This window comes from Pleurocapsa sp. PCC 7319 (assembly GCF_000332195.1).
GTDB lineage: Bacteria > Cyanobacteriota > Cyanobacteriia > Cyanobacteriales > Xenococcaceae > Waterburya.
In genome coordinates this window covers 5676266-5694330 of sequence record NZ_KB235922.1, presented here as the reverse complement: position 1 = coordinate 5694330, position 18065 = coordinate 5676266, and the positions used below count along the sequence as shown (strand labels likewise).

General features: G+C 41.1%; 30 protein-coding genes. All 30 read right to left on the bottom strand.

The genetic code is table 11. The features are described 5' to 3' along the window. Nucleotides 1-22: 22 nt before the first annotated feature. The 30 genes from PLEUR7319_RS0129930 to rpsS all read right to left on the bottom strand — a co-directional run bounded on the left by PLEUR7319_RS0129930 (nt 23) and on the right by rpsS (nt 18057). Nucleotides 23-1162: a glycosyltransferase gene (locus tag PLEUR7319_RS0129930; protein WP_019508920.1), complete on the bottom strand. Its 1140-nt coding sequence runs from the start codon at nt 1160-1162 to the stop codon at nt 23-25. A 146-nt stretch (nt 1163-1308) separates the two neighbouring features. Continuing rightward, nucleotides 1309-2454, bottom strand: a complete 1146-nt coding sequence (locus tag PLEUR7319_RS0129925; protein ID WP_019508919.1) for a SpoIID/LytB domain-containing protein — start codon at nt 2452-2454, stop codon at nt 1309-1311. 260 nt (nt 2455-2714) lie between these two features. Next, nucleotides 2715-3377, bottom strand: a complete 663-nt coding sequence (locus PLEUR7319_RS0129920; protein ID WP_019508918.1) for a Uma2 family endonuclease — start codon at nt 3375-3377, stop codon at nt 2715-2717. A 174-nt stretch (nt 3378-3551) separates the two neighbouring features. After that, nucleotides 3552-4661 (bottom strand): peptide chain release factor 1, encoded by a 1110-nt coding sequence (gene prfA / locus PLEUR7319_RS0129915; protein WP_019508917.1) that lies wholly within the window; start codon nt 4659-4661, stop codon nt 3552-3554. A 113-nt stretch (nt 4662-4774) separates the two neighbouring features. Further along, complete coding sequence (gene rpmE, locus PLEUR7319_RS0129910; protein ID WP_019508916.1) at nt 4775-5017, bottom strand: 50S ribosomal protein L31; 243 nt, start codon at nt 5015-5017, stop codon at nt 4775-4777. 56 nt (nt 5018-5073) lie between these two features. After that, a complete protein-coding gene (rpsI, locus tag PLEUR7319_RS0129905) occupies nt 5074-5481 on the bottom strand; it encodes a 30S ribosomal protein S9 (protein ID WP_019508915.1) in 408 nt (135 codons plus the stop codon). Nucleotides 5482-5484: 3 nt separating this feature from the next. Further along, complete coding sequence (gene rplM, locus PLEUR7319_RS0129900) at nt 5485-5937, bottom strand: 50S ribosomal protein L13 (protein ID WP_019508914.1); 453 nt, start codon at nt 5935-5937, stop codon at nt 5485-5487. Between the two features lie 44 nt (nt 5938-5981). After that, nucleotides 5982-6818 carry a tRNA pseudouridine(38-40) synthase TruA gene (truA, locus tag PLEUR7319_RS0129895; protein WP_019508913.1) on the bottom strand — a complete coding sequence of 279 codons (837 nt, stop codon included), beginning with the start codon at nt 6816-6818 and terminating at the stop codon, nt 5982-5984. Between the two features lie 16 nt (nt 6819-6834). Next, the gene (rplQ, locus tag PLEUR7319_RS0129890) at nt 6835-7185 is read right to left on the bottom strand and encodes a 50S ribosomal protein L17 (RefSeq protein ID WP_019508912.1); all 351 of its coding nucleotides are present in this window, start codon (nt 7183-7185) and stop codon (nt 6835-6837) included. 28 nt (nt 7186-7213) lie between these two features. After that, the gene (locus PLEUR7319_RS0129885) at nt 7214-8200 is read right to left on the bottom strand and encodes a DNA-directed RNA polymerase subunit alpha (protein ID WP_019508911.1); all 987 of its coding nucleotides are present in this window, start codon (nt 8198-8200) and stop codon (nt 7214-7216) included. A 95-nt stretch (nt 8201-8295) separates the two neighbouring features. Continuing rightward, nucleotides 8296-8688: a 30S ribosomal protein S11 gene (gene rpsK / locus PLEUR7319_RS0129880; protein WP_019508910.1), complete on the bottom strand. Its 393-nt coding sequence runs from the start codon at nt 8686-8688 to the stop codon at nt 8296-8298. 50 nt (nt 8689-8738) lie between these two features. Further along, on the bottom strand, nt 8739-9122 hold the full coding sequence (gene rpsM, locus PLEUR7319_RS0129875) for a 30S ribosomal protein S13 (protein WP_019508909.1): 384 nt from the start codon (nt 9120-9122) through the stop codon (nt 8739-8741). A gap of 96 nt (nt 9123-9218) precedes the next feature. Next, a complete protein-coding gene (gene rpmJ / locus PLEUR7319_RS39755) occupies nt 9219-9335 on the bottom strand; it encodes a 50S ribosomal protein L36 (protein WP_071592945.1) in 117 nt (38 codons plus the stop codon). A 90-nt stretch (nt 9336-9425) separates the two neighbouring features. After that, nucleotides 9426-9650, bottom strand: coding sequence for a translation initiation factor IF-1 (gene infA, locus PLEUR7319_RS0129870; RefSeq protein ID WP_019508908.1), 225 nt, complete (start codon nt 9648-9650; stop codon nt 9426-9428). 164 nt (nt 9651-9814) lie between these two features. Next, the gene (locus PLEUR7319_RS0129865; protein WP_019508907.1) at nt 9815-10369 is read right to left on the bottom strand and encodes an adenylate kinase; all 555 of its coding nucleotides are present in this window, start codon (nt 10367-10369) and stop codon (nt 9815-9817) included. An 80-nt stretch (nt 10370-10449) separates the two neighbouring features. Continuing rightward, nucleotides 10450-11778, bottom strand: a complete 1329-nt coding sequence (secY, locus tag PLEUR7319_RS0129860) for a preprotein translocase subunit SecY (RefSeq protein WP_019508906.1) — start codon at nt 11776-11778, stop codon at nt 10450-10452. A 123-nt stretch (nt 11779-11901) separates the two neighbouring features. Then, a complete protein-coding gene (gene rplO / locus PLEUR7319_RS0129855; protein WP_019508905.1) occupies nt 11902-12351 on the bottom strand; it encodes a 50S ribosomal protein L15 in 450 nt (149 codons plus the stop codon). A 72-nt stretch (nt 12352-12423) separates the two neighbouring features. Continuing rightward, complete coding sequence (gene rpsE / locus PLEUR7319_RS0129850; protein ID WP_019508904.1) at nt 12424-12951, bottom strand: 30S ribosomal protein S5; 528 nt, start codon at nt 12949-12951, stop codon at nt 12424-12426. A 24-nt stretch (nt 12952-12975) separates the two neighbouring features. Continuing rightward, complete coding sequence (gene rplR / locus PLEUR7319_RS0129845; protein ID WP_019508903.1) at nt 12976-13332, bottom strand: 50S ribosomal protein L18; 357 nt, start codon at nt 13330-13332, stop codon at nt 12976-12978. A gap of 5 nt (nt 13333-13337) precedes the next feature. After that, the gene (gene rplF, locus PLEUR7319_RS0129840) at nt 13338-13877 is read right to left on the bottom strand and encodes a 50S ribosomal protein L6 (RefSeq protein WP_019508902.1); all 540 of its coding nucleotides are present in this window, start codon (nt 13875-13877) and stop codon (nt 13338-13340) included. 20 nt (nt 13878-13897) lie between these two features. Beyond that, nucleotides 13898-14299 carry a 30S ribosomal protein S8 gene (gene rpsH / locus PLEUR7319_RS0129835; RefSeq protein WP_019508901.1) on the bottom strand — a complete coding sequence of 134 codons (402 nt, stop codon included), beginning with the start codon at nt 14297-14299 and terminating at the stop codon, nt 13898-13900. Between the two features lie 34 nt (nt 14300-14333). Further along, a complete protein-coding gene (gene rplE / locus PLEUR7319_RS0129830; RefSeq protein ID WP_019508900.1) occupies nt 14334-14879 on the bottom strand; it encodes a 50S ribosomal protein L5 in 546 nt (181 codons plus the stop codon). A gap of 73 nt (nt 14880-14952) precedes the next feature. After that, complete coding sequence (rplX, locus tag PLEUR7319_RS0129825; protein WP_019508899.1) at nt 14953-15300, bottom strand: 50S ribosomal protein L24; 348 nt, start codon at nt 15298-15300, stop codon at nt 14953-14955. Then, entirely contained in the window at nt 15301-15669 is a 369-nt protein-coding gene (gene rplN / locus PLEUR7319_RS0129820) for a 50S ribosomal protein L14 (protein ID WP_019508898.1), read from the bottom strand. A 36-nt stretch (nt 15670-15705) separates the two neighbouring features. Beyond that, nucleotides 15706-15954 carry a 30S ribosomal protein S17 gene (gene rpsQ, locus PLEUR7319_RS0129815; RefSeq protein ID WP_019508897.1) on the bottom strand — a complete coding sequence of 83 codons (249 nt, stop codon included), beginning with the start codon at nt 15952-15954 and terminating at the stop codon, nt 15706-15708. Nucleotides 15955-15957: 3 nt separating this feature from the next. Beyond that, nucleotides 15958-16176: a 50S ribosomal protein L29 gene (rpmC, locus tag PLEUR7319_RS0129810; RefSeq protein ID WP_019508896.1), complete on the bottom strand. Its 219-nt coding sequence runs from the start codon at nt 16174-16176 to the stop codon at nt 15958-15960. Between the two features lie 4 nt (nt 16177-16180). Beyond that, nucleotides 16181-16600 carry a 50S ribosomal protein L16 gene (gene rplP, locus PLEUR7319_RS0129805; protein ID WP_019508895.1) on the bottom strand — a complete coding sequence of 140 codons (420 nt, stop codon included), beginning with the start codon at nt 16598-16600 and terminating at the stop codon, nt 16181-16183. A 36-nt stretch (nt 16601-16636) separates the two neighbouring features. Beyond that, nucleotides 16637-17356: a 30S ribosomal protein S3 gene (gene rpsC, locus PLEUR7319_RS0129800; RefSeq protein WP_019508894.1), complete on the bottom strand. Its 720-nt coding sequence runs from the start codon at nt 17354-17356 to the stop codon at nt 16637-16639. A 47-nt stretch (nt 17357-17403) separates the two neighbouring features. After that, the gene (rplV, locus tag PLEUR7319_RS0129795; protein WP_019508893.1) at nt 17404-17763 is read right to left on the bottom strand and encodes a 50S ribosomal protein L22; all 360 of its coding nucleotides are present in this window, start codon (nt 17761-17763) and stop codon (nt 17404-17406) included. Nucleotides 17764-17778: 15 nt separating this feature from the next. Next, the gene (rpsS, locus tag PLEUR7319_RS0129790) at nt 17779-18057 is read right to left on the bottom strand and encodes a 30S ribosomal protein S19 (protein WP_019508892.1); all 279 of its coding nucleotides are present in this window, start codon (nt 18055-18057) and stop codon (nt 17779-17781) included. Between the last annotated feature and the right edge of the window lie 8 nt (nt 18058-18065).

The window sequence follows — 18065 nt, the reverse complement described above, 5'->3', positions numbered from 1 at the left end:
TAGCAATAGTTTGACTGAATAATTAAACCTCTGCCAAAATACTTTGAGCTAATTCCTGCAAATATTTTTCTCGGGCGATCATCGCCGGACTGGGTTTCAGATCCAACGCGGCTAACATATCGCGCCAGCGGTAAGCCCAATCGTGCTTCAGTAAACAGTTCGCTACATTATGACGGCTGATACGTCCTAATCTTTCTGGTTGAGCATCTAGCTCGGCGATCGTTTCAACTACATCTGTTCCTGAAAAATCCACCTTAATCATTGCATCTTCCCAATCAAAATAACGGGGGAAAGCGTCTCCTGCGGGTGGCATTCCCACCATTACAGTTCCTGCTGCTGCTCCTTCGAAAAAGCGATAGCCAATCTCTTGAGTCCCCCCTGTTTCTTCAGTAGAGTTAAATTTAGCGTAGTTAGTAATGTTATAGCGACTTCTTTGAAAGAGACCTGCTAATAATAGGCGATGTTCTTTAGGATTACCTATTTCTAACTGACCTTTCATGGTGTCGTAGTAGTAAAAGAAGTTATCTTTTGATGCCCTTTGTACCAAAGCATCATGAATATTAGGCGATCGCCTTCCCACATAAGAAACATCAATTAGACGCTCAGGAGGATTGGGGTAAGGAGAAAATCTTAAAGTATCAACAGCAGGAGGCACATAAGTCACAGGAGGTTTAATGGACTTACTCAAGCCTTCTAGACATTTGGTAACTCCCAAGAAAACATGATCGAAATCCTCCCAAGGCTCTTGAAACAAACGCCAATTGTTTAAATCAGGCTCCCACATCTCCGCAATATAGCAAGCAGAGTGGCGACATTTATCTCGCCATCCCTGGATCGATTCTAATAGATGCATTTGCCAAGGATTATCCAGCACCGCAAACAACAGATCGTATTCATGGTCTAAGGACAACTCTTGGGGGAAAGGCGCAATATTAGCGGCAAAAGGATCTGAACGACTAATGTATTTAGCAATACGATAAATTTTCCTGGCAAAATCATGTTCTTGACTGGGAATAAATAACTCTGCCGATTCTAGATCGGTAAGTAAATCTTCAAACTCATAGATACAGCAATTAGCTGCTTGAAATCGATATCCACGAACCGAAACAACTAAAATACGAGGGGATTTATCCGCATCTATAGAAGAAGAATTATTTGACATGGTAAAACTGTCTCAATAGTTAATACTCAAAAACAAGCAAGATAGCATCCGACCATGTTACACAATAGTCAACCCTTTGTTAGATGAAGTTTTGAACAAGATTATGTATCAGAAATGATAAGTTTGTTAGTGCATAATTACTATTACTATTCCAGTCTGGTTAAACTGGCATTTTGATAATAGTGAACCAGAATTTGATGATAGTTGACTCCTTGTTTGGCCAAATAGTAAGCTCCCCATTGACTCAAGCCTAATCCGTGACCAAAACCACGACCGCGAACTCGAAGATTATTACCATCAGTAGAAACACGAAATAAGGTACTACGCAAGTCTAGAGCTTTACGTAACTTTTTGCCGCTAACGGTTGCACTTCCGCGATCGCCTGTAACTTTCATAGTGACGACCCGACCATGAGGAGTCATTTGGGCAGGTTGTAAACCTTTAATTTGACCGACACCAGCAACTAAACTTTGAATTCGGCTGACGGGAATTACCTGTTGCCACTCAAATACAGGAGATTGATGGTCGTAATCTATCACGGCTCGCAAATAGGGTAAAGGAGAAGTCCAGATATCTTCAACATTTTCCGTATGTCCTCCTGAGGAAGAATGAAACGCAGCTAAGATAACCTCGTTGTTATAAGTCATAATTTGACCAAGAGTACCATTAACTGCTTCATGGGTCGTAGTATATTCGCTATCCAAGCCTTTATAAACCTGAGTACTAATGGTCGTGTCTAAATCGTAAATATTATTGGCTTCGGTGTTGCGTTTGTAGAGGGCATAGGAGCGAGCGGCAACTGCTTGAGCTTTGAGGGCTTCAATCGGCCAAGTAGAAACAGCTTCCGCCCCAACTACACTATATAAATAGTGCTCTAAATCAACATGATTAATCGCAGTTATATTACTTCCTTGACGAATTAAACGAGTTCTTCCCCGATACCAGCGATCGCCAATCCACACATAACCATTATCTTGAGGTTCAATAATTAATTCCCCCGCACCAAGACGATTATTGATAGCAATCCCTTGCTTTTGAGGTTGTGCTGCCAGAGCAGACATCGGAGAAAGAGAGCCAATTTGTTTCCCGGCACCATCTCTGACTATAGCTGCGGTGGAGCTGCCAACTTTCAGACTATCGACGTTTTTTTGAATTGCCACTCTTAACTCTACTGCTTGAGCAGGCAAAACAAATAAAAGCCAAATTAGCCCAGAAAAAAGCCAGTGGTGTTTACGATGAAGAAAGATAGATTGAATAAGAAAATTAATAGAGTTTAAATTTAGTGATGTCATTCTCATTGATTTTAATTCTGTGAGATAAGAGCTTCATCAATAATACTGCTACATTTTACCAAGGATGACAATGACACTTTTCGACATGTTTTGGACATATTTTTTTATAGATTGTTGAAACCAAATTGCTTTTGATATTGACGCTAGCGATCTCTAGCAAGGGTTTGAATTGAACTAGCATCTCGAGAGCAGAAAGTACGTAATCTCAAACGTTTTATTTGTAGTCTTGATGATGATGACATTTTGCCCATAAAAAACGCTTAATTGATTTTTGCCTCCAAAACCTGTAACCGATCTTTAACCCAACGACGAAATGCTTTCATCCCTTTATTTCTGCCTTCAGTTCTACACTGGATTAAGTATTGAGGAATTACTTCAAGAAGAGGAAAATTGGGAAAGTTAGAACTAGTTTCAGACTCAATATATTTACCCTCTACCAACAGCAAAAACTTTAGCTTCTCTTTTTCGTATTGCCATAATTCGGGTACGCCTAAAGACTGGTATATCTCTGGATGAGAGCGATTGGTAATATCTATTTCCAAGGCAAGATCTGGTGGCGGATCGACATTCAAATCCAATCTATCTTTCCCTCTGACTGCTGTTTCATGCTCAATATAGAAACAGCTATCAGGTTCAATTCCTTTGAACATTACCTGATTTTTGAAAGTAGTAGAACCTAAAGGACAAAATTCAATATCTAGTTCTTCAAGCAGAACTTTGACAAAATTACCGATGTATTCTTTATTAACCTCATGTTCTGGTAATGGTGTCATTATTTCCAGAGTTCCTTGGTCATAAGCTATTCGAGAACTACGACTTTCTCCCAAATCTTCTAATATTGCTTCAAATTCATCCCAGCTAATGTCTTCCAGAACAACTGTTTGTCCTGGCGGAACTGTAATTCTTGTTATTTCTAACAGCATGGTTTTTTCATGGTGTGATTCATTTGCTCTTAGTATTTAAAAGCTAAGAGCTGCTAGCTGCTAACTAATAGCTAATAGCTAATAGCTAAAAACCTAATAAGTCTGAACGAAGCAAATTCATCTGTATAATCACTACTAAATCTGAGCCAGAATACTTTAGTTTAACAATTGATTTTAATTGAGAGCTTCGGCAGTATCGGGGGAATTAGCCAATTCCTCTAATCTTTCTTGCTGATCTTGGGAAATACAGGACTGAATCATTACTTCTATATCTCCTTCTAAGGAGTTCGCTAAAGTAAAGTTTTGTCCTAAACGATGGTCGGTAATGCGATTATCTTTGTAATTATAGGTACGAATTTTTTCAGAACGCGCTCCTGTACCTACTTGAGATAGTCTTAAGCCTCGAACTTCCTTTTGTTGTTCTGCTAGCTTAATCTCATATAGTTTTGCCCGCAGAATTTGCATAGCTCGTTCCCGGTTTTGCAGTTGCGATCGCTCTTCAGTACAAAAGATTCTAATTCCTGTAGGTTTATGAATTAAATCTACTGCTGTTTCAACCTTGTTAACGTTTTGTCCTCCAGCACCACCAGATCGAGCCGTTTTGAGTTCAATATCTTTGGGATCGATTTTCACTTCTACATCATCTACTTCTGGCATCACCGCTACCGTAGCTGTAGAGGTATGTACTCTACCTCCAGCTTCAGTTTCAGGTACTCGTTGTACACGATGTACTCCAGCTTCAAACTTGAGCTTACTATATACTGAATCTCCTGTAATTTCTAAAATTGCTTCTTTAAACCCCCCCATATCTGCTACAGATTCACTGAGTAAAAAAACTTTCCAGTTTTGACTTTCAGCATATCTAGAGTACATACGAACTAAGTCTCCAGCCCAAATACTCGCTTCATCCCCTCCTGTACCCGCACGAATTTCTAACATGATATTTTTATCATCATTAGGATCTCTGGGTAACAAGAGAACTTTGAGCTTTTTCTCTAACCCTTCTATCTTTTCTTCGAGCTCGCTGACTTCTAGACTAGCCATTTCCTTCATCTCAGGATCGTCAGCTTCCTTGAGAATTTCCTTGGCTCCTGACAGTTCTTCTGTCGCTTGCTGCCAATGCTTATAGGTCGTGACTGTTTCTTCCAATGAAGAACGAGCTTTCGCTATTTTTTGTAATTCATCAGGGTTGGTAGCAATGTCGGGATCGGCTAGACGATGGGTTAACTCTTGAAAAGTTTGTTCTACAGACTTTAGTTTATCTAGTAAATATGTTTCTGCCATTGGATTTTCTCCTGTCAAGACAAGATGGTTTATTAAGAAAAATTCATCAAAAATACAACAAACCCAGTAGTTAATTAAAGCTAACTACTGGGCAGATAATCTCTATTAAATGGCTATTTTTCGGCGTCAGAATCAGATTCGCTACTAGAATCGAGCATACCGTACTTACGTAAAAAGCGATCAACTCTACCTTCTGTATCAATGATTTTTTGGGTACCAGTATAAAAAGGATGATTACCAGACCAAACATCAACATGAATTTCTGGCTGGGTTGAACCGACTGTCATAACTTCTTTCCCATTACAGATAACCTTCGCGTCTGGATACCAAGTGGGATGTATATCGGGTTTAGGCATTTGTATGTCCCTCAAACAATTTATTAATTACTAATTTAAATTTATCTTGATGATATTTATCGTTTAGAGAACTGAGGCGCTTTGCGAGCTTTTTTCAGACCATATTTTTTCCGTTCCTTACAACGAGGATCGCGAGTTAAGTAACCTTCTGTCTTTAAAGGCTGACGGTTGTTAGGATCTTGTTTACATAATGCTCTTGCTACTCCTAATTTTACGGCATCAGCTTGACCAGTTAAACCTCCACCATGAGCATTGACTAGAATATCGTATTCGCTTTCAAAACCCAATGTTTCCAAGGGTCCTTTAATAGACATTAAATAGCTGGGAATACGATTGAAATAATCTTCTCCGGGCTTACCGTTAACTACGAGTTTGCCTTCACCTGGTACTAAACGCACTCTAGCGATCGAGGATTTACGTCGCCCCGTAGCCCAGTATACTACTTTGTCTTGTGTTCCTTCCATAATTTAGTTCCTCGCGGGGATAGTGTTAATAGTTAAAGTTTCAGGAGTTTGAGCAGCATGGGGATGATCTGGTCCGGCATAAACTTTGAGCTTAGTAAATAGCTTGCGTCCCATGACATTTTTAGGCAACATCCCCTTAACGGCTTTTTCGATAATTCGATTGGGAATTCTCCGTTGTAATTGGTCAAAAGTTTCAGTTTTCATGCCTCCGGGACGACCAGAGTGACGGCGATAAAGTTTTTGCTCGTTTTTTCTACCAGTTACCACAACTTTTTCGGCATTAACAACGATGACGAAATCTCCAGTATCCATATGGGGAGTGAAGCTGGGCTTATTTTTGCCCCGTAAAATCATCGCGATTTCTGTAGCTAAACGACCTAATCGCTGACCTTCGGCGTCAACCACATACCATTTTTGCTCTAGTGTTTGTTTAGTTGGTAAAGGAGTTTTGTTCATTTTTCAGTGATAGTATTTTGTGGATTATTTTAAATAAAAGAGGTTTACTGAGCTAAGAGAAAATTTGGCTGAGTATCAAACCATAAGTGATTAGAAAAGGGCATTTGAGGATAACCAACTCGCAATAAACACAAACCTTTGGCAGGAGCAGAATATTTTACTTCTTCTCGTCGTTGGTTTTGCCAAATGTTGGTAAAATCTTCGGGCGATCGCTTTCCTCCTCCTACTTCTACCAACATTCCCACTAATAGACGTACCATACCGTACAAAAAACCATTTGCCTGAATCTCTAAATATAAAAATGCTCCTTGACGATAGCATTCGGCAGCTTGGACATCTACTAGAGAATCATTTCTATCTGAACCAGTTCTTTTGAAAGCTGACAGATTGTGTTCTCCAAGTAAAGGTTTTAATGCTGCTTGAATTAAAGACTCCTCTAATACATACTGGTAGTAGTGCCAACAAGTTTGGTTAACAAACACGTTAGGCTGCTCATCGGTATAGATTGTGTAACGATAACGCCTCCAGACAGCCGAAAAACGAGCATGCCAATCAGCAGAAACCTGAGCCGAAGCTCTAACTAGTATACCCTCTGGCAGTCTCGCATTGATAATTTTTGACCACTTGTGTGCTGGGATCGGTCCTTGGTACTCAAAGTGAGCTACCTGAGCCGCAGCATGAACTCCCGCATCTGTCCTACCTGCACCATGAATTCTTACAGGATAACCAACGACATCTGAAATGGCATTTTCAAGATAGCCTTGGACACTAACTTGATTGGGTTGCCTTTGCCAGCCGTGAAAGTTAGTTCCCAAATACTGAATAACCAGCGCTACTCTAGTTGGCGAATTTACTTGTTGAGTTGGGCAGCTTACAACCATGCATCAAAACGCCCAGTTAAACTAGCTCAATAATAGCCATTTCAGCATTATCCCCACGACGACGCTTAGTTCTGATAATGCGAGTATAACCACCATTGCGATCGCTATAACGGTCATTTACAGCTTTGAATAGTTCGCTGACTAGCTCTTTGTCATAGATATAGCTTAAAGCTTGCCTTCTGGCAGCCAACGAGCCATCCTTAGCCAAGGTAATCATTTTTTCTACTTCACTGCGAACTGCTTTAGCCCGTGTTTTAGTAGTTTTGATTTGACCATGACGAATAATTTCTGTTGCCAAAGAACGCAGCAGCGCCTTCCTTTGATCTGCTGGCAACCCCAACATGGGAACTTTACATCGATGACGCATAATTTATAATCTTTCTTTATTGCTATGTTTACTTACCTGATTTTTCTTGAGGCAAAGTGATCCCCAAACGTTTCTGTAACGCCTCAATCACCTCATCAGCAGATTTCTGACCAAAGTTTTTAATTTCCAGGAGATCTTCTTGAGTATAATCGAGCAAATCAGAAACAGAGTTTATCTGCGCTCGCTTCAAGCAATTGTAGGCTCTCACTGACAATTGAAGTTCTTCAATTGGTATTTGACTTGTAGGATCTTCATCTGGTTCATAATCATCTTGAATTTCTTCCAGAGTCAGATCTTTCAAGGGATTAAACAAATCAACCACAATCCCTGCCGCTTGAGATAGGGCTTCTTCTGGCTTCACACTACCGTTCGTCCAGATTTCCATGATCAATCGTTCTCTAATACCAGAACCATCAACACGAGCATCTTCAACACTGTAATTCACTTTGGTAACAGGCATAAAGACAGCATCTATCTGTAAAAAGTCTAAAGAACTGCCTTCTTCTTTACTTCTTTCTACTGCACGATAGCCCTTTCCTTTCTCAACTCGAAATTCCATTTCCAAGCTAGTGCCTTCAGCAATAGTAGCTACGTACTGACTAGAGTCCACTGTTTCTATCTCAGAAGGTAACTCAAACTGCGCAGCAGTCACTGTTCCAGGACCAGTAGCTACTAGACGACCTATTTGAGGCTGATTAGTATAACTTTTGAGAACGATCTCTTTCATATTTAGAATAATTTCGAGAACGTCTTCTCTGACTCCCTCAATAGTGGCAAATTCATGAGTAGCAAACCCAAACTTGTGTTCTTGCTTACTTTCATCCTTTGCCATTCCGCCACCAATACGAATCGCTGTAACAGCAGCACCTTCTAAATTGGACAACAGAACTCTTCTCAAAGCATTACCAAGAGTAGTACCTTGACCACGCTCTAAAGGTTCAAGAACGAACTTACTATATTGATGTTGATTTTTGAGGGTTTTAGACTCTACACACTCAATTTGAAATTGCGCCACAGGCTGTTCTCCCTTCTATTCGACAAGCGATCTGGTAAATAGAGACCCATAAAAGTACTCTATCCAGTCGCAACTATGATAATTGCTAATTAAGGTTATACTCTACGTCGCTTGGGCGGACGACAGCCATTATGAGGAATAGGTGTAACATCACGAATCAAAGTGATTTCTAATCCTGCACCTTGTAAGGCTCTTATTGCTGTTTCCCGACCAGCACCAGGACCACTAACCATTACTTCTATTTGACGCATTCCCTGATCCATTGCTCTTCTTCCGGCACTATCAGCCGCCGTTTGAGCTGCAAATGGGGTTCCTTTCTTCGCTCCTTTGAAACCACTAGCACCAGCAGAAGACCAAGATATTACGTCTCCTCTAGTATCGGAAATGGTCACAATAGTATTGTTGAAAGTCGACTGGATATGAGCTACACCATTGGGAACATTTTTTTTATTTTTCTTTGCGCCGCTTCTTCTTTTTGGTTGCGCCATGTTACTTTTTCTGTAATCTAGTTATACTTAAGGGTGTGCTTGCAAATTATTTATTTTTTACCTGGAGCTTTCTTCTTACCGGCTACTGTTAATCGTCTGCCTCTCCTGGTACGGGCATTAGTACGAGTTCTTTGACCTCTAAGAGGTAAACCCATACGATGACGCCGACCGCGATAAGTACCGATGTCAGCCAAACGTTTGATGTTCATCGCTTCCCAACGTCTCAAGTCTCCTTCAACTTGATAGTTATCTTCGATATAGGCTCTCAGTTTAGTTACATCTTCATCCGATAAATCCCTTACTCTGGTATCTGGATTGACACCAGTTTCGGCGATCGCTTTTTGGGCTCGGGATAAACCAACTCCAAAAATATAAGTCAGCGCAACTTCCACACGCTTGTCACGAGGAAGGTCTACGCCAGAAATCCGTGCCACGTTTATTTCTCCCTAATTGCTTTAGTTTTTTAATTTTGCTTGACTTTATTAGCTATTAGCCGCTTTACTGCAAGTAGTAACATAGTAATTATTTCGTTATCCTTGGCGTTGCTTATGCTTAGGATTACTGCTACAAATCACCATTACCCGACCGCGTCTTTTGATGACACGACACTTTTCGCACATTTTTTTAACTGATGGTCTAACTTTCATGCCTTACTCTGGCCATATTGCAAGCCTATTATTATATCTATAAATTTGTTTCTATGTCAAATACACACTTATGCCTTTTAGACAAGTTATTTACTTGTTTTTGAGGCGATAAGTAATTCTGCCTTTGGTCAAATCATAAGGTGTTAATTCCACTTTGACTCGATCACCTGGTAAAATTTTGATGTAGTTCCGCCGAATTTTCCCTGAGATATGAGCTAGTACGTTAAAGCCGTTATCTAAATCGACGCGAAACATTGCATTAGGAAGAGATTCTGTTACTGTTCCTTCCATTTCAATTAAATCTTGTTTAGCCAATGTTCATCTTCTCCGCTACTTCGTGATGAATAGTCAACGGCAACTCCTACTATTCATCGGTTTACTTGGCAAATTGCCTGTAGTTTTTTTGACACAGCATCTCTCATCTTACCTTTTTTGGCTATTTTGATCGATAACATTCGATTATTAGGTAAATCAGTCTGCTATGATATTGCTTCACTCAAAGATTGAGTTACTTCTGTCATTGTTTGATTACCGTCAATAGTTTGCAAAATTTCTCTTTGCTGATAAAAATTGATTACTGGTACCGTATCCTGGTGGTAAACTTCTAAACGACGACGAATTGTTGATTCGTTATCGTCTTTACGTTTTCTGGCTAATAGCCTTCCTACCAGCACTTCATCTGGTACTTCTAAATTTAAAACGCAGTCAGCATTTTGCTCTAGTTTGGCCAGCAAATCCTCTAAAAAAGCGGCTTGATTGACATTTCTAGGAAATCCATCCAAAATCCACCCACTGACTGCATCTTCATAAGAGAGGCGATCTTGAATTAGGTTTAGAATCAGGACGTCAGGAACCAATTCTCCTCTGTTCATATAATCTTGGGCTTGTTTTCCTAGAGGAGTTTGCTGCGCAACAGCAGAGCGCAAAATATCTCCAGTGGATACATGAGGAATTTGGTGATTTTCAGATAGTATTTGTGCCTGTGTTCCTTTTCCTGCGCCAGGAGGACCAAGAAATATTAACCGCTTTGCCATATTAATTTCTAAAACTTAATTTTTAAAGTAGTGAGCTTTAACCAAATTAGCTTTAGCTCCCTATTGCTATTTTTGCCAGCCTATTGCTTAACCATACCTTCGTAACGCTGAGAAATCACGTATGTCTGGATTTGCTTGGCTGTATCAATTGCTACCCCCACCAAAATTAGTAAAGAAGTTGCTCCGAACCCACTAAAGACAGTCGTTCCTGCGGGAATTGCACTTTCTACTAGGGTCGGAATAGTGGCCACTAAGCCCAAGAAAATTGCCCCCAATAAAGTCAAACGATTGAGAACTTTTTCTAGGTAAGCACTAGTTGCTTTTCCTGGTCTGATCCCAGGGATCGATGCTCCCATTTTTTTGAGATTTTGGGACATATCCACCGGGTTGACAATCAGAGAAGCGTAAAAATAGCTGAAAAATAGAATTAGAACCAAATAAACTACGATATAAGCCCAGTTACCTGGTTGGATCGCCGCAGCGACTTGGTTGAAGACATTTTTGACTGCTCCATCGCCAGGTAAAAATCCAATTAATTGAGCCGGCAAAAACAAGACAGAAGAAGCAAAAATAATCGGCATTACGCCACCTTGATTTAATCTCAAAGGAAGATAGTTACTTCTCTCACGATATACTCTTCGACCTACTTGACGACGAGCTGAAATAATGGGGATACGACGAGTTCCTTCTTGGATAAAAACAATCCCCACAATCATGGTTAAAAATACCAACAACAGGATAATTACTTGAGCGATCGCTTCCCGTCCACCACTTTGGGCATATTCAATGGTATTACCTAAAGTTTTGGGTAATACAGCCACAATATTGACAAAAATCAGTAATGAAGCACCATTGCCAATACCTTTTTCTGTAATAAGTTCTGAGACCCACATGACAAACATGGAACCAGCCGTCAGAGCTAAGACTGTTTCACCAATAGGAAAGATACTTTTTTCAATAATGCCGTTATTGACTAATAAACCCAGGGTAATACCAAAACTTTGGATAATTGCCCCCCCTAAAGCAACATAACGCGTAATCTGAGAAATTTTGCGTCTTCCTGCCTCACCCTCGTTTTTTTGTAAATCTTCTAGAGTAGGAATGGCAGTTGCTAACAACTGCATGATGATAGAAGCATTAATAAAGGGTAAAATTCCCAGAGCAAAAATACCCAAAGCGGAAATCCCACCACCAGTAAAAATATCTAAAAATCCGACTATCGAAGCATTCCCAGAATTATTAATAAAATTACCAAAAATCTCGCGATCAATCCCTGGAACAGGTATAAATACACCTAGCCGCACTAATATTAGAAGACCAATGGTTACTAGCAGCCTGCCTCGAAGACCAGCTGCTTGCGCCATTTGTAAAAAGGTCTCTTGTGCTGAGGGAGTTTTTTCTCTAACCATGCAGGTTTACCTCTTATATGCCTAGTACTGAATAAGTTATTAATGGAGGAATATTATATAAATTTTAGATAAATTTAAAATTTTCACCTTCGCTCCTTATGATATACCAATCGCGATGCTTACCTAATTAGTAATAACTTCGCAAGTACCACCGGCTGCTTCTATTTTCTCAGTTGCACTCTTAGTAAAGGCTGCTGCTTTAACGTTTAAAGCCACCTTTAATTCGCCATCACCCAAAATTTTCAGTGGTCCATCATTATTAGTTACGATGCCATCTTCTAGTAAGGAATTTAAGGTGACTTCTGTTTTCGCTGGTAATGACCCTAGGGCTTTAACATTAATCGTGGTGTAATATTTCTGGTTGACCAAAGGAAAATGTTTGAGCTTAGGAACTCGACGGTAAAGGGGCATTTGACCACCTTCAAATCCAGCCTTAGTACCAGTACCAGAACGAGATTTTTGACCACGCATACCAAAGCCGCAGCTAGCACCTTGTCCTGCTGCAATACCACGACCTACTCTGCGTTTACGCCGTTTAGCCCCAGACTTGGGACCAAGATTTTCGATTTTCATTTATGTTCTCCAAACTATAGAGGGGTGAAATCTCTGAATTAATTAGTTTATGACTTATGAATTAGAGCTTTCTTAAGCGTATAGCTGTTCTAAAGGAATATCTCTTTCCCGAGCCACCTCAGCAAAAGTACGTAAACTCTCTAAAGCATCGATTGCCGCTCTAGCATTATTCAACGGACTATTAGAACCCAGTTGCTTCGCTAAAATATTTTTTACTCCTGCAAGTTCTAGTACTGTACGGACTGCACCACCAGCGATTACCCCAGTACCAGGAGCAGCAGGACGCATAAATACTTTAGCCCCACCTGCAACGCCATTGGTTACATGAACAATAGAACTAGCTTTGGTTAAGGATACTTCGACCAATTGCTTCTTGGCATCAGCAACCCCTTTACGAACTGCACCGATGACATCAGCAGCTTTGCCTACTCCTACTCCTACTTGTCCTTTCTCATTGCCAACGACGACGATGGCACGAAAACTAAGTTTTTTCCCGCCTTTAACTACTTTACTAACCCGGCGAATTTGTACTACTCGTTCTTGCCAGTTTGAGTCTTTTTCCTTTGCGCGACCTTTCTTACGCGACTTAGATTTAGCCATAGTTATTACTCTTGATATTTTGATTTAAAAGTCCAAACCTGATTCGCGAGCTGCATCAGCCAAAGCCTTAACTCGACCATGGTAAAGATTCCCGCCTCGATCAAAAACTACTTTAGCAATTCCTTTCTCTAATGCTCTTTGAGCTACTAGTTTGCCGACTTCTGCGGAAACTTCACAAGTTGCACCAGAGGTGGAACCAGATTTAACATTAAAGTCCGATGCCGCCGCTAAAGTATGCTGAGCGACATCATCTATAACTTGGGCATAAATGTGATTGTTGGACCGGAAAACACACAAACGAGGACGTTCGGCAGTACCGCTCACTTTTCTGCGTACCCGTCGGTGACGGCGTGTGACTGATTCTCTGCGTGAAAGCTTCATGATTTCTACTTACCTGTCTTACCAGCTTTACGTTTTACTTGCTCATCAAAGTAGCGAATTCCTTTCCCTTTGTATGGTTCGGGAGGTCTAACTGCTCTGATTTTGGCAGCTACATTACCCACTACTTCTTTGCTAATACCACTGATTATGACTTCTGTATTTCTATTTTCGACTGCCACATCAATTCCCTCAGGCATTTCTATTTCCACGGGCTTACTATAACCAACATTAAGGGTTAGTTTTTTCCCTTGTGCCTGAGCTCTATAACCCACTCCTTGGATCAAGAGACGTTTTTGAAATCCTTGAGATACTCCATCAACCATATTGGCAACTAGAGTTCGACAAAGACCATGACGTTGACGACCCATACGAGAATCATTGGTGGGATTAACTACTATTGTATTTCCTTCTTGCTTGACCTCAATTGGTTCGGGAATTTCTCTGGATAAAGTTCCTTTGGGTCCTTTGATAGTGACTGACTGTCCAGAGATTTGCGCACTGACTTTGTCAGGAATGGGGATGGGCTGTTTGCCTATACGAGACATGATTAAATTCTCCTCATTGATTACCAGACATAACAGAGGATTTCACCGCCAACTCCTTGGCTGCGTGCTTCTCTGTCCGTCATTACTCCGCGGGAAGTGGAAACGATCGCAATACCAATACCGCCCAGAACCCTGGGAATATCTTTTTTGCGCGAGTAAACCCTTAGTCCTGGTTTACTTACTCGCTTTAGGGTACTAATAATTGGTTGACGATTTCTGCCTTTGTACTTTAGAGAAATAACAATGAATTTTTGGGGTTCTTGCCCTGTTTCCTCATAACCTTCGATAAACCCTTCTTTTTGCAGAACATTAGCAATAGCACGGGTCATGCGAGTTGAAGGAACTTGAGTTGTTTGATGCTTGACCATACAGGCATTACGGATGCGGGTCAGCATATCTGAAATAGTATCGGTTGCCGCCATTATTTCCTATTTTTATGTTTAGATACTAAGAATATTAGTTGTCACGGAAAGGCATTCCCATCTCTTTTAATAAAGCTCGTCCTTCCTCGTCATTGTTGGCGGAAGTGACGATGGAAATATCCATCCCTCTGATTTGATCGATGCTATCGTAATCAATTTCTGGGAACATCAACTGTTCTCTGACTCCCAAGCTATAATTGCCTCGACCATCAAAGCTTGTGGGGCTAATACCACGAAAGTCACGAATCCGGGGTAGTGCCAAACAAATTAGTCGCTCAAGGAAGGCATACATCCGCTCTCCTCGCAGAGTTACCATTACTCCAACAGGCATTCCCTGACGAATTTTAAATCCAGCGATCGCTTTTTTGGCCCTGGTAACTACGGGTTTTTGTCCTGTAATCACCATCATCTCGTTAATCGAAGATTCTAAAGCTTTCGCATTTTGGGATGCTTCTCCTAAACCTCGGTTAACGACGATTTTAACTACTTTAGGAACTTGATGTACGTTACTGAAGCTGAATTGCTCAGTTAGCTTAGGAACGATATCTTCTAAATATCTGGTTTTTAGTGGTTTGGGCATAATTTTTATTTTTCCTGGGCTTGGTCAGGAGAAGTTAAATTTAAAATTTTCAGCGCACTGGATGCCTAGAAAACTAGTCAATTATTTCACCTGTTTTCTTCAGCATGCGCACTTTACGACCGTCTTCTGTAAAGGTGTAACCAACTCGACTAACGGTTTTTTCCTTACTGGAATAGAGCATGACATTTGAACTGTGGATCGGAGCTTCAAAAGTCACAATTTGACCAGATTCTCCTTCTTGTTGAGGCTTAACGTGCTTAGTACGGACGTTTACCCCTTCAACTACTACTTGACTAGTCTTGGGAATTACTCGGGATATTTCGCCTACCTTGCCTTTATCCCGTCCAGAGATCACTTGGATCGTGTCTCCTTTCTTGACGTGCATCTTATAGCGAGTAGGTGCTTGTTTACTTTTTGCCATTTAAATTACCTCTGGAGCTAAAGAGACGATCTTGGTAAAGTTTTTCTCTCTTAATTCTCTTGCCACAGGACCAAAGACACGAGTACCTCTAGGGCTACCCTGTTCGTTGATAATCACAGCAGCATTGTCATCAAAACGAATGCTCATCCCACTAGGACGATTGACTGACTGTTTAGTACGGACAATTACTGCTTTAACCACTTCGGATTTTTTGACACCCATGTTGGGTAAAGCATCTTTAACTACGGCAACTACGACGTCACCGATAAAAGCATAGGGGCTGTTTCCCTTGCCAATTACTCGTAAACACATTAGCTTACGGGCACCGCTGTTATCAGCGACATTTAGATAGGTCTGTTGTTGAATCATTTTGGAACTCGACCGGGGAAATTGGGTTAATAGAAGTTAGGATTTTGGGGATTCAATAATTTCCTCGACCGTCCAGCGTTTGGTTTTGCTTAAGGGACGAGTTTCTCTAATCCTTACGCGATCACCAATTTGACATTGGTTTTCTGCATCGTGAGCTTTATATTTTTTAGTTCTGACGACAATCTTGCCGTACTTGGGGTGAGGGGAACGGTTTTCAATAGCAACAACCACGGTTTTATCCATTTTGTCGCTCACCACTTCTCCGACTCTTTCTTTTACTGCCATGATTTACTCTTCTCCTTTAGCGGCGGCTAATTCACGCTCACGTTCTACAGTTAATAGCTGAGATAGACGATGTTTCGTGTGCTTAAACAGATGAGGTTTTTCCAGACGGCGAGTTGCTTGCTCTAACCTAAGCTGAAATAACTCTCGCTTAACCGCTAAAATTTCTTCTGCCAGTTCTTCATCACTCAGCTTTCTGGCATCTTCAATCTTTGGTAAAGCCATAATCTTAGTTATAATCCTCGTCACGAGTGATAAATTTAGTTTTGATTGGTAGCTTCTGTGCTGCTAAACGCATTGCCTCTTTAGCTATTGGTTCAGGAACACCAGCCATTTCAAACATGATTCTACCTGGCTTAACCACTGCTACCCAAAATTCGGGGGAACCTTTACCCGAACCCATACGAGTTTCCGCAGGACGCATCGTCACGGGCTTATCAGGAAAGATTCGAATCCAAATCTTACCACCCCGTTTCACATAGCGCGTCATCGCTCGGCGAGCAGCCTCAATTTGTCGAGAAGTAATCCAAGAAGGTTCAGTAGCCTGAAGTGCATAATCACCAAAGTTTAGGGTATTACCACGATAGGCCATACCTCTCATGCGACCGCGGTGTTGTTTCCGATATTTCGTTCTTCTGGGACTAAGCATAATAGTAATATTTTGCTAAATAAGTCTTGTTAATAATTACTCAGAGCGATCATCAAACTTTTGACGACGACGCTGACGGCGAGGAGCCTGACTGGGAACTGCAGCAGCAGCTTCCTCTTGTCCTGGGATAATTTCGCCTTTAAATACCCAGACCTTAACTCCGAGAATGCCGTAGATAGTTAAAGCGGTACGATAAGAGTAATCAATATCAGCTCTTAGGGTATGCAGTGGGACTCGACCTTCCCTAACCCATTCTGTGCGAGCAATTTCAGCCCCATTTAAACGCCCACTAACCTGGATTTTGATTCCCAAAACCTCAGCTCGTTGCGCTCTTTGAACTGCCTGACGCACAACACGACGAAAAGAAACTCTTCGCTCTAGTTGCTGACAGATATATTCAGCAATTAGCGCTGCATCAGCATCCACACGGGGTACTTCAATTACGTTAATGCGAATCTGACGGTTGTTGCCGACTTTAGCCTGTAACTCAGTACGTAACTTTTCAATCCCCGAACCACCGCGACCAACAACTACACCAGGTCTAGCGGTATGAATCGCCAAATCAATTTGATCGGCCTTGCGTTCAATTTTGACTTGAGAAATGCCTGCATTACTCAATTCTTTATTGACGTATTCTCTGATCAAGCGATCTTCTTGTAATAATTCTGGGTAGCGCTTAGTATCGGCATACCAGCAAGATTGATGATCTTTGGTTATCCCCAAACGAAAGCCCGTTGGGTGTATCTTTTGTCCCACAAATGTTTCCTCGTAATAGTAATTAATTAAATTCTGCCAATAAGGTTCTAATCGGTTACTTCAGGCGCAACAGCCACAGTAATGTGACAGGTGGGCTTACGAATTTGGTAAGCTCGACCTTGAGCCCTAGGACGATAACGTTTGAGAACAGGACCACCATCAGCAAAAGCTTTACTGATTACCAAGGTTGCTGGGTCTAACCCGTTATTGTGTTCTGCATTAGCTACAGCCGAGCGCAATGTTTTTAAAATTGGCTCACAAGCTTTATAAGGCATAAATTCGAGAATAATTAAAGCTTCTCGATATTGACGACCGCGAATTTGATCTAGCACCCGTCTGACCTTAAAAGGAGACATCCGGATGTACTTGGCGATCGCTTTTACTTCGTTATTAGTATCTATTGCCATAGTGGTATCTAATATCTAGCGTCTCCCTTTTTTGTCGCTTTTAGCATGACCCCTAAAAGTACGGGTAGGAGCAAATTCTCCCAGTTTGTGTCCGACCATCTGATCGCTAATGAACACAGGAATGTGTTGGCGACCATTATGTACGGCAATTGTATGTCCGACCATTTGCGGCAGAATAGTTGAAGCTCTAGACCAAGTTTTGATTACTTCTTTCTTGTTATTAGCATTCAACTTCTCAATTTTCTTGAGTAGGCTGTCGGCGATAAAAGGCCCTTTTTTTAAAGAACGACTCATATTTTTAA